Raw genomic sequence first — 14,727 nt, forward strand, 5'->3', positions numbered from 1 at the left:
CAACCCGCCCTCCGAGAGAGGAACTGGCCGATGCGCCGGACCCTGCCCAGCCTCGCGCTCCTCGCCCTGGTCTGCCTGTTGACCGCGGGCTGCGACCCCGGGGGGTCGGCCTCCTCGGCGGGTACGACCACCGCCCCGGCCGCCGCCGATCCGGCCGACCCGGCGGAGGAGGACGGCCCGGAGCCGGCCCCGGGGACGACGGGCCCCGCCGCCCCACCGGAGCCGACCGTCGCCGCCACCGCGCCGCCGAAGCCCGCGCCGAAGAAGGTGCCCGCGCTGACCTGCAAGCAGCTCGCCGGCGCCCACGTCGGCAGCACCAAGGTCCCCTACCAGGGGTACGCCGACTACCTCCCGCTGGCCGAGGGCGTCTGGTCCGGCGAGGACGGCGACACGGTCACCCTCCAGAAGCCCTGCGGGATCGGCGACCTGGACGGCGACGGCGCGGCGGACGCGGTCGGCGCAGTCGCGCTCAACGGCGGGGGCAGCGGAACCTTCTACACCCTCGTCGTGTGGCGCAACGCCGACGGTGAGCCGGTCTACCGCAGCCTGGCCGAGCTGGACGACCGGACCCCGGTCGTCTCGATCACCGTGTCGGGCGGCAAGGCCAAGGTCGTCTGGCTGACCCGGTCGAAGGATCGCAGCATGGCCGAGCTGGACATCCGGCGCACCTCGTACTACCAGCTCTCCGGCAGCACGTTCACCGAGGTCAGCCACACCGACGAGGCGTACAAGCCGTAACGGATCGCGCCGCCGGCGGGGCGGTGTCCCCACGCCCCGGACACCGCCCCGCCGCTAGGTGTTTCGGGCGAAACGGGTCACGCCTTGAGGACGTCCACGTCGTACAGCGCGATTGACGCGTCGCGGGAGACCAACGTCAGGCCTTCGGTGACCGCTTGTGCCACCAGCATCCGATCGAAGGGATCACGGTGATGGAGCGGGAGGCGGCCGGCGGCGATCGCGTGGGCGTGGGTCACCGGCAGTTCGCGGAAGCCCATGTCCCGCACCCGTTCGACGAGGTCCGCCGGTCCAGCAAGCTTGCCGGTGGTCTGCTTGATGGCGATCTCCCACAGACTGACCGAGGACAGGAAGATGTCCGGGTCATGGCGCAGCCGATCGAGGAACTCCTCGCCGAGGTTGGCGTCGCCGGCGATGGCCCAGAGCGCGACGTGGGTGTCCAGCAGCAGGGTCATTCGCCGAGCCCGAATTCCGCAGCGATCTCGGCGTTGGTGCGGGCCGAATCCCAGTCCCCCGACAGGTCGACCTGCCCGGCGAGCGAGCCGACGGCGATGCGGTTCACCCGACGCACCAGTGGAACCACTCGCGCCACCGGGGTGCCCGCCCGGTCGATGATGATCTCCTCACCGCCCTCCACCCGCTCGATGATGCGCGACAAGTGCGTCTTTGCGTCATGCATGTTGAAATGCACAGCCTCCGCCGACACGGCCCACCTCCCCGGTTAGCTAAGATATTAGTCCACCCGACCCAGGCCGGGTCCCAAAACCTCACCGCTGGGCCACGAACGGCGGGTGGCCGCGATGAGGGATCCCACTGGATCATCGGCGCGACGTCCCGGTCCGAGGAACTCCGCCAGTCGGCGCGTACCACCGCCCCGTCGGAGGGGCCGTTTGCAACCAAGATCTTCTGAGGGCTGGCGATCTGCGCGACGGCAAGGCGGGCTGTGTTCAGGCCGTCAACCTGCGTGACCGTGACCAAGCCACCGAACACGGCAAGCTGCGTGCAGGTTCGACCGAATAAGAGGGTGCCTGGATTCGGCTACCGATCCCGATACCTGGATGCGGAAGCCTTAGCCTGCCACGCTCGGCGCTGCCGGCTTGAGGTCAGGCGGGGTTGCGCATGGCTGGATGGGCGTTGCCGTGTGCGGCCCGCCTCGACGGGCAGTGAGCGCTGTTCATCAAGGTTCTCGATGTCTTGCTGATCTGTCCAAGGTGAGCCGTGCCCGCCCCGCCCCCGCCCCCGTGCGCTTCCTCATGGGCCGGCCCTTGATCGTCTGCTGGTCACCGGAACGACACGCCGGGCGGGGTGCCGGTACGCGACAGACGATCTCCGTGGCTGGCCGTCGGGCACCGCTGGCGTCGGCAGCATCCGCGGGCGGGATCGGCAGGAGTTGGGGCGGTGACCAGTGTGGCGGGGCGGGGCTCCGTGGGGCGGGACCGGCGGCGGGACGGGCGACCGGTTGCGCGGTGACCGCGGCACCGGGAGCATCCGCGCACGCGGCTTCGAGCCACACCGACGAGGCGTACAAGCCGTAACGGATCGCGCTGCCGGCGGGCGATGTTTCCGTACTCCGGACACCGCCCCGCCCCTGGGTGTTCCACCAGCCCGGTCGGTCAGCTTTCATACCGGGCGGAGGCAGCCCGCGTCTGAGCTGCCATCCGCGCCCGGAGCGTGGCTGGTGCCAACACCTGTACCGCTGGCCCGAGCCCCAACAGGGCCGTGCACGCCCAGTTCTCGCCTTCGAAGGGGATGGTCAGTTCCACGTCGTCGCCCGTGGCGGTGAGGTCGATCCGGTCCTGCCCCGTCACGGCAACCAGACGACGCAGCCGAGGCAGGGCTGCTGTCGTGATCCGGACGGTGACCTCGATGAGGGCATGCTCGGTCTCCATCGCCTGGCGGGACTGGGTCCAGGTGTCTGCGAGGACGAAGCCGGCAGGGCGGTGCACGGCTTCGTCGAGGAGTTCCACCGTGCGGATCCGGGATGCTCGGTAGGTACGCCGTTGCCCGTCTCGCAGGGCTACCAGGTACCAGTCGCCGGCAGCAAGTGTGAGCCCAAGGGGGGCAACGGTCCGTTCTGTGAGCGTGCCACCGCGCACGTAGCCGATACGGATCCAACGGTCACGCCAGACTGCGGCGGCCAGATCCGCGAGGCAAGGCGTCGGTTCCCGCCGGCCGTACCAGCGGACCGGGTCAAGGTGGAACCGTTCCGCGCTGCGTTGAGCTCGCTGCCTGGCCTCTCCGGTCAGTGACGCCAACACTTTGGTGCGCGCGGTATCGAGCATCGCGGTCAGTCCGAGGTCATCGGCGACCCCATGCAGTCCGAGAAAGGCCAGCGCCGTCGCCTCGTCAGCGCCCAGGCCGGTGAGCCGGGTGCGGTAGCCGCCCTCCAGCCGGTAACCGCCAGCAGGGCCACGGACCGACCGCACCGGCACGCCGGCCGCGGCAAGTGCCTCCACGTCGCGTTGGACCGTACGTTCGTTGACCTCCAGACGCTGTGCGAGCTCACGAGCGGTGAGCTGACCGCGTACCTGTAGCTGCATGAGCAGGGCCAGCATCCTGGAAGCGCGCACTACGGAAGTTTGCCATCCGTACTGGACAAGGGTTGTCGGGTATCGGTGGCACGGTGGTGGCGAAGCGAACGAACGAAGGGAACTCGATGGCTGCCACAGCGAAGCTGATCATGTTTAACGTCGACTGTTCTGATCCTCGCCAGTTGGCTGCGTTCTACGGGCGGGTACTGGATTGGCCGGTCACGCACAGCGAGGAGGAATATGCGATGATCACCGATTCCACGACGGCGATCGGGTTCGGCCGCGTACCGGACTACAAGCCGCCGGCCTGGCCCACGGACACCGACGCCAAGCGGTATCACCTTGACCTTGCGGTTGATGACCTCGGCGAGGCTGAGGCGAGCTGTCTTGCACTGGGTGCCACAGTGCCCGACTTTCAGCCTGGCGGACAACGCTGGCGGGTCTTGCTCGACCCCGAGGGCCACCCATTCTGCCTCTGCCTGAGCAGCCAGAACTAGTGTCGCGGGTCTGAGCTGATTTGACGCTTTGGGTGCGGGAGACTGACCTCGGACTCGCGACACTAGGCCCCTGGTAGGCGTACCCGGCCGAAGTGGCGAGTCCGTTCACCCACCCGCACCCGCCCAGCCGAGGTCCTCTCGACTGCTCTTCCCGCGCCACCAAAAATCCCCACCCCGCCGGCAAATTCACGGAAAGAGTGGCTATTGCTGCGAGAATAGCCACTCTTTCCGTGAATTTGCCGGCGGGGTGGGGATTCGGTTGTGTCCGGGGTGTGCCAGTTCCTGTCTGAGCAGGCACGGAGGAGGTACGGTCGGCCGGGCTCCAGCAGGCGGTGGGGGGCTCGGCGCACCCGTGCGGCAGAGTCGTGCTGGGCCGCTCGATCCGACGGCGCCGCTGCGACCGGGGCGTCGTCGCGACCATGTCCCTGAGGCACCCGGCTTCTACCGCCGTCACGGCTATCAGGAAGTCGGGCTTACGCCAGATATGCCGGACGGGACCGCGAAGCACCACTTCTACAAGCGGTTGAGTGCGGTGGATCCAACAGATTCTGCGAACTCCTGACCACCCCGGCGGAGCGGCGCCGGTGGCCGATGGCGGCGCCACCGATCCCCGTCACCAATCCCCGCCTTTGACGCACGGCCCGCACGCCGATGGGGCCCCACGATGTCGCACCTGAATCTTGGACAGCCTATGTCCATGGTGGACGACAACTGTCCAAGAATCATAGTTGGGGGTGCCTTATCCCTGCCGCGCCGCGCTACCAAAGGGCAATTACTCCGCCGCCTCCGGTCTGTCTGATTTGTGCGCCAGCGTCGACTGCCGCGAACTGGTGCCACTTCGCGGATGAACGCGCTCTCCATGATCGTCTGCTGAAATCGGGAAAGACACCCGACGCGTCGTCTCATCAATCATCAAACGATCAAGGTGCTGCGCCGGCAATCGGCCGCGAGCGGCGGTCAGCTCGTGATGTCCTTGCGGGTGAAGCGCCAGAAGGCCAGCGACCAGAACAGGGTGGCGTAGGCGATCGCCGAGATGCAGCCGCGCACCACGTCGTCGGTCTGCACCGGGGTCGACAGCAGCCCCAGCCAGGCGTTGGCGTAGTGGGTGGGCAGGAACGCCCGGATCCCGCCGAGCGCGGTGATCTGGTCCAGGATGCTGGACAGGATCCAGAGCAGCACCGCACCGCCGACCGCGCCGAGCGCCGCATCCGTGACGACCGAGAGCAGGAACGCCAGCCCGGCCACCGCCAGCAGGACGACCGCCAGGTAGCCGAGCACGGCCAGCAGCCGCAGCAGCCCCTCCCCCGGGTCGAGCTGGGCCGACACCTGGCTGCTCAGCGGCTCCCAGCCGTACCGGAGGGTGCCGGCGAGCAGGGCGGTGCCGGCGAGCAGCAGCAGGGCCAGCCCCGAGTACGCGAGCGCGACCACCAGTTTCACCGCGAGCAGCCGGGCCCGGGGCACCGGGACGGCCAGCAGGTAGCGCAGGCTGCCCCAGCTCGCCTCGCTGGCCACCGTGTCGCCGCAGAACAGCGCCACCACCACGACCAGCAGGAACGATGCCGAGACCAGCAGCGCGAAGAGGGTGAAGTTCAGCCCGCCCGAGGTGGCCAGGTCGGACAGGCTGGCGAACTCGCCCCCGCCGTTGCGGTCGTCCTCGCCGGAGTCGAACTGGAACGCGATCAGGATGATCAACGGCAGCAGCACCATGAACCCGAGCGCGAGCTGGGTACGCCGCCGGGACGCCTGCCGGCGGAACTCCGCCGCGAACGGCAGGGTGGCCGAGGGGCGGTAGCCCGCCGCCGCGCCCACCGTGGAGGACGACTGCGTCATCACCGGTCCCCGCTTCCCCGAGAGTTCTCGCCCACCAGGGCGAGGAACGCGTCCTCCAGGCGGCGGCGCGGCACCACCCGGTCCACCCCGATCCCGGCCCGGACCAGCTCGGCCACCACCTCGCTGCGCGCGGTGCCGTTCGTGTCCACCACCAGGTTCCCGTCGGAGTCCGGCAGCACCGTGACCCCGTCGAGCCGGCCCAGCACGTCGCGCGCCGCCGCCGGGTCGGTGACGTCGAGCAGCACGCTCGGCGACTCGCCGACGATGTCCTCGACCGGGCCGGACGCCACGATCCGCCCCTTGTTGACCACCACGGCGTGGGTGCAGGTCTGCTCCACCTCGGCGAGCAGGTGGCTGGAGACCAGCACGGCCCGCCCGTCGGTGGCGTAGCGCTGGAGCACCCGGCGCATCTCGGCGATCTGCGGCGGGTCCAGGCCGTCCGTCGGCTCGTCGAGCACCAGCAGCTCGGGCAGGCCGAGCATGGCCTGCGCGATGGCCAGCCGCTGCCGCATGCCGTGGCTGTACTTGCGGGTCCTGCGGTGCACCGAGTCGCCGAGCCCGGCGATCTCCAGCGCCTCGTCGAAGTGCGCGTCCGCCCACGGCCGGCCGGTGGCCCGCCAGTACGCCTTGAGGTTGTCCAGGCCGGACAGGTGCGGCAGGAAGCCGGGGCCCTCGACCAGCGACCCGATCCGGGACAGCACCGGCGAGCCGGGCACCAGCTTCCGGCCGAAGACGTAGATCTCCCCGGCGGTCGGCTGGGTCAGCCCCATCAGCACCCGCAGCGTGGTGGTCTTGCCCGCGCCGTTGGGCCCGAGCAGGCCGACGACCTGGCCGGGGTGCACCTCGAAGTCGACGTTCGACACGGCGACGAAGCCGTCGGCGTACTCCTTGCGGAGCTGCCGGACGGCCAGCGGGACGCCCGCGTACTCGGGGTGGACCGAGCTGTCCTGGCGGCGGTGCCGGCGGCGGGCCAGCAGGACGACCGCGACGAGCCCGACGGCGATCGCGGCCAGCAGCCCGGCGAGCACCCAGCGCCAGACGACGGCCGTGGTGGGGATCGGCTCGCCGGCCACGGTGGGCAGCACGAGCGGGCCGTCGCCGGCCGCCACGGTGTAGACGGTCGGCTCGGCCGGCGTGGTGTACGCCTGGTCGGTGGTGGCCACCGTGATCCGCAGCCGGTGCCCGGCCTCGACCCGGCGGACGATCGCCGGGAGGGTGACGGTGACCGGCGTCGCGGCACCGATCTGCGCCGGCAGCCCGGTGAGCCGGACCGGGGCGACCAGCCCGTTCGGCAGGGTCGCCGCGCCTTCGGGATCGACGTCGTAGAGCTTGACGAACAGCACCGCCTCCCCGGTGGGCGACGCGGCCCGGATCGAGACCGTCGGCGAGCCGGCCACGTCCACCGCCTCGGCCAGCGGCTGCGACTCGAACCGGGCGTGCTGGCCGGGGACGTCGCCGGCCACCCCGTCCAGCAGCGAGCCGAGCGCACCGGCGAACGGCACCGACGAGATGGCCGCCGGGTTGCCGTTCGGCGGGTTCGCGACGGGCTGGGCCGGGCCGGTCACCGCGACCTCGCGGCGCCCGTCGCCGGCCAGGCCGGGGTAGTCGGCGGTACGGAAGCCGGTGGCGACCAGGCCGCGGTCGAGGGCGTCGAAGCCGGCGATCCGGGAGTACGTGAAGTCGTCACCCGGGGCCGACCCCTCGCCCTTGACGTAGTGGTCGAGCCACTGGACGGTCAGGTACTTGACCCGGTCGGAGTCGTTTCGCGGCCCCGCGCCGCCGTCGTGGCCGCCGGTGTACCAGGCGACCCGGACCGGGGTGCCGTTCGCCGCGATGCCCCGCGCGTTGGCGTCCGCCTCGGCGATCGGGAAGAGGCTGTCCGCCTCCCCCTGCACCAGCAGGGTCGGTGCCTTGATTTTGTCCAGCACGGGGGCCGGGCTGGACCGGCGCAGCAGCTCCACGTCGGCCTGTTCGGCCCGGCCGGTGGTGGCGATCCGCAGGTACGCGGCGCAGACGTCGGCGGCGAACCGCCCGCAGGCCGGGTCCGCCGCGCCCGCCGGGGTGCGCCCGGAGCCGGTGCCCGGCCCCGAGCCCGGTGCCGGGCTGGGCGGCCCGGCCGAGGCGGGGGCACCCTCCGGCTCGGCGGCCGAGGTGCCGGAGAGCCCTGCGGGGCCGGAGCCGGCGTTGCCACCGCCGCCGAAGAAGATCCCGGCCCAGCCCTTCTTGAACACGCCGGAGGTGGCGTCCTTGCCGGTGCTCTCCGGCAGGAACGCGCGGGACAGGTCGTTCCAGGTGATCATGGGGACGATCGCGTCGACCCGCTGGTCCTGGGCGGCCAGCAGCAGGGCCAGGCCGCCGCCGTACGAGCCGCCCACCACGCCGACCCGGGGGTCACCGGGGGCGTCGGTGCGCACCTCCGGGCGGGCGGCCAGCCAGTCCAGCAGCCGCTCGCCGTCGCGCACCTCGTGGTCGGGGCTGTCCAGGTGGATCTGGCCGCCGCTGCGGCCGAAGCCCCGGGCGGTCCACGCGAGCACCGCGTACCCCTGGGCGGCCAGGTCCTCGGCGTCGGCCCGGACCGACTCCTTGGTACCGCCGAAGCCGTGCGCGAGCAGCACCGCGGGCACCTTGCGGCCGGCCGACGCGCCGTCCGGCAGGTAGAACGTGGTGTCCAGGTCCACCGGCTCGTCGCCGGCCGGCCCGGACCGGACGGTGACCAGCGCGGACTCGGTGCGGAAGCCGGCCTCGTCGGACCGGGTCGCCCACACCGCGACGGCGGCCACCAGCACGGCCGCCACCGCCCCGGCGACGATCCGGCGGGGGCGGGTGCCCAGGGCCCGTCGGACCGGCGCGGCCCGCAACGGCGATCTCATGGGGCACAACGGTACGGGGCCGTTCCTGACCGTTGGCTGAGATCCTCCGTACGTCCGTCCGGTGAGGCCGATCGGCTGCCGGATCGGATCGACCGCGCAGGGTCCGGCGCGGCCCAGTGAGTTGAATTCGGATCACGTGAATTCCGATGTTCCTCTCAAAATCCATCCGATCCATCCATGTCAACCGAGCTACCGACACCAGGAGTGCAACCGATGCCCACACGGCGTGATGTCGCTCGAAGTGACGCAAAACTGACCGACCGGCGGCTCTGCACGCCCTGCCTGGTCGGTTAGTTTTCCGGTCCGGTGAGCGGGACTGCATCGGCGACACCCGACACCTGCCCGTCCACCGTCGTCGCCGGAGGAGCCACCCATGACCGTCCCCGCGGAGCGGGTCCCCCGGCGGCCCGCCCTCCCGGGTCAGGCGCTGCCGCTGCTGCTCGTCGTGGCACTGCTCGCGCCGGTGTCGTTCCTCTTCGCCCAGCAGCGGCTGCTCACCGAGGACGACCGGGGGCTGGCGGTCCGCGAGCGGATGGGCGTGGAGTACCTGCGGGCCCTCGGCCCCGTCACCCTCGCCCTGGTCGACGCCCAGTCAGCCGCCGTCGCCGGGCAGACCGCGTCCCGCGAGGCGCTGACCCGGGCGGTGGAGGAGGCCGCCTCGGTGGACACCCGCCTCGGCGACCAGCTACGCACCCACGACCGGTGGACCGGGCTGCGGGCCAAGCTGGAGGCGCTGCCCGACCGGGCGCTCACCGACCCGGAGGCGGCCTTCGTCGCGTACGGCGAGGTCACCGACCTGCTGCTGGCCCTGCACCGCAAGGTACGGGAGGGTTCCGGCCTGATGCGGGACCCGCAGTCGGACTCGTTCTTCCTCCAGGACGCCGTCAGCGAGGAGCTGCCCGAGGCGCTCGTGACCGCCGGCCGCCTCGCCGACCTGGCCACCCTCGCCGCCCGCCGCCCGGCCGCCGAGCGGCTCCGCACCGGGCCCGAGCTGGCCGGCCTGCGGGTGGCCGCCCTCACTCCCGCCACCGACCTGGTCACCGACCTGCGCGCGGCGGTCGACAACACGGAAAGCACCAAACTCGGCGCAAACGTGCTCGCCCCGCTCGACACGTACCAGCGGGCCGTCGAGCAGCTCGCCGCGCTCTCCGCCCCGACCGACCCGCCCCGGGCCGGGGGTGCCCCGGGGGCGGGCGGGCCGGCCGAGCTCACCGCCGCCCGGGACAACGCGCAGAGCGCCGCCAGGCAGCTCCAGCCGGTCATCCTCGACGAGCTGGACGAGCTGCTGCGGGAACGGATCGACCGGCTCGACCGGGGGCGGTGGCTGGCCGGGACGGCTGCCGGAGTGGCCGTCCTGCTGGTCGCCGCGCTCGGGGCGGTGCTGCTCTCCGCGTACCGTCGGGGCCGCCGGCAGGCCGTCGGAGGGCACCGGGCCGACGAGGACTCCGGCGCGGCACCGGGCGGCACCGGCTGGGAGCCGCCGGGCGAGCCCCGGGGGCCCGCCCCGCTCGGCACGCTCGCCCCGGCCGAGCCCCGGATGCTCCAGCCCGCCGGGCGAGGCCCCGCCGCCGGCACCGGCACCGGCACCGAACGGTGGGGGCCCTTCGATGCTGCTCGGTAGGCTCCGCATCCGGGGCAAGCTCGCCCTGCTGGTGATCATTCCGCTGCTCAGCATGGCCGGGCTCGCCGTGCCGGTGGTGCTCGACCGGGTCGCCACCGCCGGGCGGGCCGCGGACACCGCCGAGAGCGTCCGGGTGGCCAGCCGGGTCGGCACCCTGGTGCAGGGCATCCAGCAGGAGCGCCTGCTCTCGGTCGGGCTGCTGCTCGGCCGGGTCACCCGCACCGAGCTGATCCAGGCGTCGGCCACCGTGGACGACCGGGTCGCCGACCTGCGCGCCGAACTCGGCGACCAGCTCCCCGCCCCGGTCGCCGCCGCCCTGGACGGGGTGCGGCGGCTGGCCGACCTGCGTACCGCCGTGCTGGCCGGCCGGGCCACCCCGGCGCAGGTCATGGAGACCTTCGGCCCGGTCTCCATGACGCTGATCGACTCGCTGCGGCTGCCCTGGCAGGTCGACACCACCACCACGATCGGCCAGCAGGTGCTGGCCCTTGACTCGCTGCTGCGCACCGACGAGTCGATCGGGGCGTGCGCCACCCTGATCGTCCTGGTCCGGGCCACCGGCGACCCGGCGGTCTCCGCCAGCTACCTCGCCTGCATGGCCAGGCTCAACGTGAACAACGAGCGGTTCCGCAGCCTGATCACCCCGGAACAGCGCCAGCTCGCCCGGCTCGACGACGCGGCGGTGGCCGCCCGGACCAGCTCGACGTTCCTCGCCGACAGCGCGCGGGACCCCGTCGCCGCGATCTCCATGATCCCGCTGGACACGCTCTTCCCGTCGGTCCGCTCGCTGATCACCCTCGGCCAGTTCGTCGAGAAGAAGATCGTCGCGGACGTCACCACGCAGGTACGGGCCGAACAGCGGCGGGCGCTCATCGCCGCCTGGTTGGTCGGCGACACGGCGTTCGCCATCCTGCTGGTCGTGGTGCTGCTCAGCGTGGCGGTGGCCCGGACGGTGGCCCGCCCGCTGACCCGACTCACCCAGAGCGCCGATCGGGTCGCCCGGGCCGCCGAGGCCGAGCTGGTCCGGATCGCCGACGACGAGAGCGAGAGCGCCCCGCCGATCCGCCTCGACCCGGTCGACGTCCGGGGGCGGGACGAGGTCGGCGACCTGGCCCGCGCGTTCGAGCGGGTGCAGACCACCGCGGCACGGCTGGTGGAACGGCAGGTCGCCGGGCGGCGCAACGTGGCGCAGATGTTCGGGCACGTGGGACGCCGCACGCAGAACCTGGTGGGCCGGCAGCTCGCGCTCATCGACCGGCTGGAACGGCAGGAGACCGACCCGACCCGGCTGGAGCACCTGTACCGCCTCGACCACGTCTCCAGCCGGCTGCGCCGCAACGCCGGCAGCCTCGTCGTGATCTCCGGGTCGACGGACGCCGACGGGCACGTCGCCCCGGTGCCGCTGGCCGACGCGGTACGCCTCGCCCTCGGCGAGATCGAGGACTACACCCGGGTCGACGTGCAGGTCCCGCCCGGCGTGTCCGCGGCGCCGGCGATCGTCGGCGACCTGGTGCTGGCGGCCGCGGAGCTGATGGAGAACGCCACCGTCTTCTCCCCGCCGCACACCAGGGTGACGGTCACCGCCGCGCCGACCGAGGGCGGGGTCCGGCTGTCGGTGGTGGACCGGGGCATCGGGATGGCCGAGGAGCGGCTGGCCGAGTCGAACGCCCGGTTCACCCGCCGGGAGCGACTCGACCTCGCCCCGACCGAGGTGCTCGGCCTGTTCGTGGTGGGCCGGCTGGCCCGCCGGCACGGCTGGACCGTGGACCTCGTCCCGACCGTCGGCGGCGGGGTCACCGCCCGGCTGGAGATCCCGTCGGCGCTGCTGGTCGTCCCGCCCCCCGACCGGGCGGGGGCCAGCGTGGCCCGGGCGTCGGTGCCGGACCGGGACCGGCGGACCAGCCCCGCCCGGCCGGAGCCGTCCGGCCCCAGGCGGGCCCTGGCCGCCGTCGCCGCGTCGCCCCACCCGACGATCGGGGCCGACCCGCTCGACCCGACAATGTCGCCCGGGTTCGACCCCGAGCTGCTAAGCCGGGCCACCCGGTCCATGGAGTCCGGCGAGCCCTGGAACGCCTTCGGGGCCAGCGCCGAGGCCCCGACCGCCGGGGCCGCCGGGCCGGGCCGGGCCGCAGTTCCCGCCGCCGGCCCGCCGCCACCCGTGATCACCCCGCCGACCGCCGACGTCACGCCGACCGCGTCCGGTGCCGCCGCTCCCCCGGCGGCCCCCGGCGCGGCCCGGCCGCACCGTGACGGCGCGGCGGTCGGCGGGGCCGGCCCCGCCGCCGCGCCGCCGCTGCCCGTGCGGACCCGGGGCGCGTCCTTCCCCGTCGGGCCGCTGTTCGGCAGGCCCGGCGACCGTCCCGCCCCGCAGACCGGGCCGCCGACCGGGCTCCCGACCGGGCCGCAGACCGGGCTCCCGACCGGGCTCCCGACCGGACCGCCGACCGGGCCGCAGACCGGGCCGACGCCCTGGGCGAGGGCGGGTGCCGGGTTGGCCCCGCCAGTCGCCGGGTCGGGTGGATCGGTGGCCGGCGCGCTGCGCGGGGGCTCGGGCATCCGGCAGCGCATCCCCGGGGCGAGCCTGCCCAGCACCGGGCCGGTGGCCGGCCCGGTGGACGTGCCCGCCGCCGACCCGGCCGCAGCCCGCGCCCTGGTCGAGGAGTTCGAGGCCGGGGTACGCCGGGCGGGGCTGCGGGGCCCGACCGGCGACCCGGCCGAGGCGGACACGCCGCCGACCCCGCACCAGCTGAGCCGGCGGGTCCCCGGCGCCAACCTGACCGTCTCGCCGCCCCGCCCCCTGCCGGTCACCGACCCCGGCGACCCGGCCGAGGTGCGGGACCTGATCAACCAGTTCGAGGCGGGCGTCGCCCGTGCTCTGCGCGAAGTCCGTCCAGCCCGTCGCTATGAAGAGGGATCAACACGGTGACCAGCCCGTTCCTGCACGACAACGTCGAGCACCAGAACCACTCCGGCGCCGGGGACCTCAGCCCGGAGGCCCGAACGTTCAACTGGCTGCTGGACTCGTTCACCTCCAGCACCGCCGGGGTGATGGAGGCGATCGCGGTCTCCTCCGACGGGCTGCTGATGGCCATGTCGGCGATCAAGGACCGGTCGAACGCCGAACGCCTCGCCGCCGTGGTCTCCGGCATGACTAGCCTCGCCGGCGGCGCGGCCAGCTGGTACGCCCTCGGCGGGCTGAACCGGGTGATCGTCGACATGACGGAGGGCTACCTGTTGATCAGCGCGATCAGCAGCGGATCCGTGCTCGGGGTGGTCGCCGACCGGTCAGCGAACCTCGGCACCGTGGCGTACGAGATGACTCTCTTCGCCGGGCGGGCCGGCGGCGCCCTCACCCCGCGACTGATCGCCGAGCTGAAGAACGCCGTCCAGCAGTGAGTTCGGACGCCGCCGGCATCGGGCCGGATCCGGAACCCGTGGTCCGGATCCGGCCCTACCTGCGGGCGTCGTCCCCGGGCGGCGACGGCAGGCCGGGCGGCGTCCCCGACACGCCGGCCGAGCCGGAGCCGCCGGCCGGTCCGCGCCCGTTCGTGTTGACCGCCGGCCGGGTGGCCGGGGCGGACCCGGCGATCGGGCTGGAGACCCAGGTGACCGCCCGGGCCGAGACCGGCGGTTGGAACGCCACGCCCGCGTCCCGGCTCGCCCCGGAACTCCAGGCGATCATCGCGCTCTGCGGCGAGCCGATCTCGGTCGCCGAGATCTCGGCCCGAACCCGGATGCACTTCGGCGTCACCCGGGTCCTGGTCGGCGACCTGCGGGGCGCCGGCCACCTCGACGTGCACGTCGGCACGGCCGAGGACGCCCTTGACCCCGACATCATCCTGCGAGTGATTGATGGACTTCGTGCGATCTCCTGAATGGCCGGCGGCCCCGCTCGGCGGGCTCGCCGCCAACAGCGCCACCACCCGCTACGGCACTCCGGTGGGCACCGCGCCGGCCACCGGGCGTGCCACCCCGCCGGCCCCACCGCCGACGGCTTCACTGCCGACGGCCCCACCGCTGCCGTACCGGCCGCCGGTCGGGCCGCAGCACGCCGCGCCGGGCCGCGGTCCGGGTCGGGTCGCCCCACCGATCCCCGTCAAGATCCTCATTGCCGGCGGCTTCGGGGTCGGCAAGACCACCACGGTCGGGGCCATCTCCGAGATCACGCCGCTGACCACCGAGGCGGAGATGACCAGCGTCGGGATCGGTGTCGACGACCCGGGCGGGCGGTCCGGCAAGACCACCACCACGGTGGCGATGGACTTCGGCTGCGTGACCATCGACCGCAGCCTCAAGCTGTACCTCTTCGGCACCCCCGGCCAGGCCCGGTTCGGGTTCATGTGGGACGACCTGGCCCGGGGAGCGCTGGGCGCGCTGGTCGTGGTGGACAGCACCCGGCTGGACGACTGCTATCCGGCGATCGACTTCTTCGAGCGGGCCGGGCTGCCGTTCGTCGTCGGGGTGAACGCCTTCGACGGCCAGTTGGCCCTGGACCTCGCCTCGATCCGGTGGGCCCTGGCCATCGGCGACCAGGTGCCCCTGATCCGGTTCGACGCCCGGGACCGACTCTCGGTGCGGGACGCCCTGCTGGTCGTCCTGGACCGGGCGCTGGACCGGGCCACCCGGGAGGGTCGGGACTGAAA

General features: G+C 73.2%; 12 protein-coding genes. 7 read left to right on the forward strand and 5 right to left on the reverse strand.

The window, feature by feature from the left end; all coding sequences use genetic code 11:
* Positions 1-30: 30 nt before the first annotated feature.
* Positions 31-738, forward strand: coding sequence for a hypothetical protein (locus GVV04_RS08670; RefSeq protein ID WP_161686306.1), 708 nt, complete (start codon positions 31-33; stop codon positions 736-738).
* Between the two features lie 77 nt (positions 739-815).
* Here GVV04_RS08670 and GVV04_RS08675 read toward each other — a convergent pair whose 3' ends face one another.
* From GVV04_RS08675 to GVV04_RS08685, 3 genes are all read right to left on the reverse strand, one after another.
* Positions 816-1,190, reverse strand: coding sequence for a type II toxin-antitoxin system VapC family toxin (locus GVV04_RS08675; protein WP_161686308.1), 375 nt, complete (start codon positions 1,188-1,190; stop codon positions 816-818).
* Positions 1,187-1,441, reverse strand: a complete 255-nt coding sequence (locus tag GVV04_RS08680) for a type II toxin-antitoxin system Phd/YefM family antitoxin (protein ID WP_161686310.1) — start codon at positions 1,439-1,441, stop codon at positions 1,187-1,189. Before GVV04_RS08680 ends, GVV04_RS08675 begins: the two co-directional genes overlap by 4 nt.
* Positions 1,442-2,348: 907 nt before the next feature.
* Positions 2,349-3,305 (reverse strand): helix-turn-helix transcriptional regulator, encoded by a 957-nt coding sequence (locus tag GVV04_RS08685; protein WP_161686312.1) that lies wholly within the window; start codon positions 3,303-3,305, stop codon positions 2,349-2,351.
* A 56-nt stretch (positions 3,306-3,361) separates the two neighbouring features.
* Between GVV04_RS08685 and GVV04_RS08690 the strand changes: the two genes are divergently transcribed.
* Positions 3,362-3,763 carry a VOC family protein gene (locus GVV04_RS08690; protein ID WP_328822278.1) on the forward strand — a complete coding sequence of 134 codons (402 nt, stop codon included), beginning with the start codon at positions 3,362-3,364 and terminating at the stop codon, positions 3,761-3,763.
* Between the two features lie 957 nt (positions 3,764-4,720).
* Here the strand turns inward: GVV04_RS08690 and GVV04_RS08695 are convergent.
* Both GVV04_RS08695 and GVV04_RS08700 read right to left on the reverse strand, forming a co-directional pair.
* Positions 4,721-5,593 carry an ABC transporter permease gene (locus GVV04_RS08695; RefSeq protein WP_161686314.1) on the reverse strand — a complete coding sequence of 291 codons (873 nt, stop codon included), beginning with the start codon at positions 5,591-5,593 and terminating at the stop codon, positions 4,721-4,723.
* Positions 5,593-8,463, reverse strand: coding sequence for an alpha/beta fold hydrolase (locus tag GVV04_RS08700; protein WP_161686316.1), 2,871 nt, complete (start codon positions 8,461-8,463; stop codon positions 5,593-5,595). The genes GVV04_RS08695 and GVV04_RS08700 overlap by 1 nt, the downstream gene beginning before the upstream one ends.
* 373 nt (positions 8,464-8,836) lie before the next feature.
* Between GVV04_RS08700 and GVV04_RS08705 the strand changes: the two genes are divergently transcribed.
* From GVV04_RS08705 to GVV04_RS08725, 5 genes are read left to right on the forward strand one after another with little or no spacing between them, the layout of a single operon-like run.
* A complete protein-coding gene (locus GVV04_RS08705; RefSeq protein ID WP_161686318.1) occupies positions 8,837-10,084 on the forward strand; it encodes a hypothetical protein in 1,248 nt (415 codons plus the stop codon).
* The gene (locus tag GVV04_RS08710; protein ID WP_161686320.1) at positions 10,071-13,010 is read left to right on the forward strand and encodes a sensor histidine kinase; all 2,940 of its coding nucleotides are present in this window, start codon (positions 10,071-10,073) and stop codon (positions 13,008-13,010) included. The genes GVV04_RS08705 and GVV04_RS08710 overlap by 14 nt, the downstream gene beginning before the upstream one ends.
* Positions 13,007-13,480 (forward strand): roadblock/LC7 domain-containing protein, encoded by a 474-nt coding sequence (locus tag GVV04_RS08715; protein ID WP_161686321.1) that lies wholly within the window; start codon positions 13,007-13,009, stop codon positions 13,478-13,480. The genes GVV04_RS08710 and GVV04_RS08715 overlap by 4 nt, the downstream gene beginning before the upstream one ends.
* The gene (locus GVV04_RS08720) at positions 13,477-13,959 is read left to right on the forward strand and encodes a DUF742 domain-containing protein (protein ID WP_161686323.1); all 483 of its coding nucleotides are present in this window, start codon (positions 13,477-13,479) and stop codon (positions 13,957-13,959) included. Before GVV04_RS08715 ends, GVV04_RS08720 begins: the two co-directional genes overlap by 4 nt.
* Positions 13,937-14,725, forward strand: coding sequence for a GTP-binding protein (locus GVV04_RS08725; protein ID WP_201753010.1), 789 nt, complete (start codon positions 13,937-13,939; stop codon positions 14,723-14,725). Before GVV04_RS08720 ends, GVV04_RS08725 begins: the two co-directional genes overlap by 23 nt.
* Positions 14,726-14,727: the final 2 nt, after the last annotated feature.

It is taken from the genome of Micromonospora rubida (genome assembly GCF_009908295.1).
Classification (GTDB): domain Bacteria; phylum Actinomycetota; class Actinomycetes; order Mycobacteriales; family Micromonosporaceae; genus Micromonospora; species Micromonospora rubida.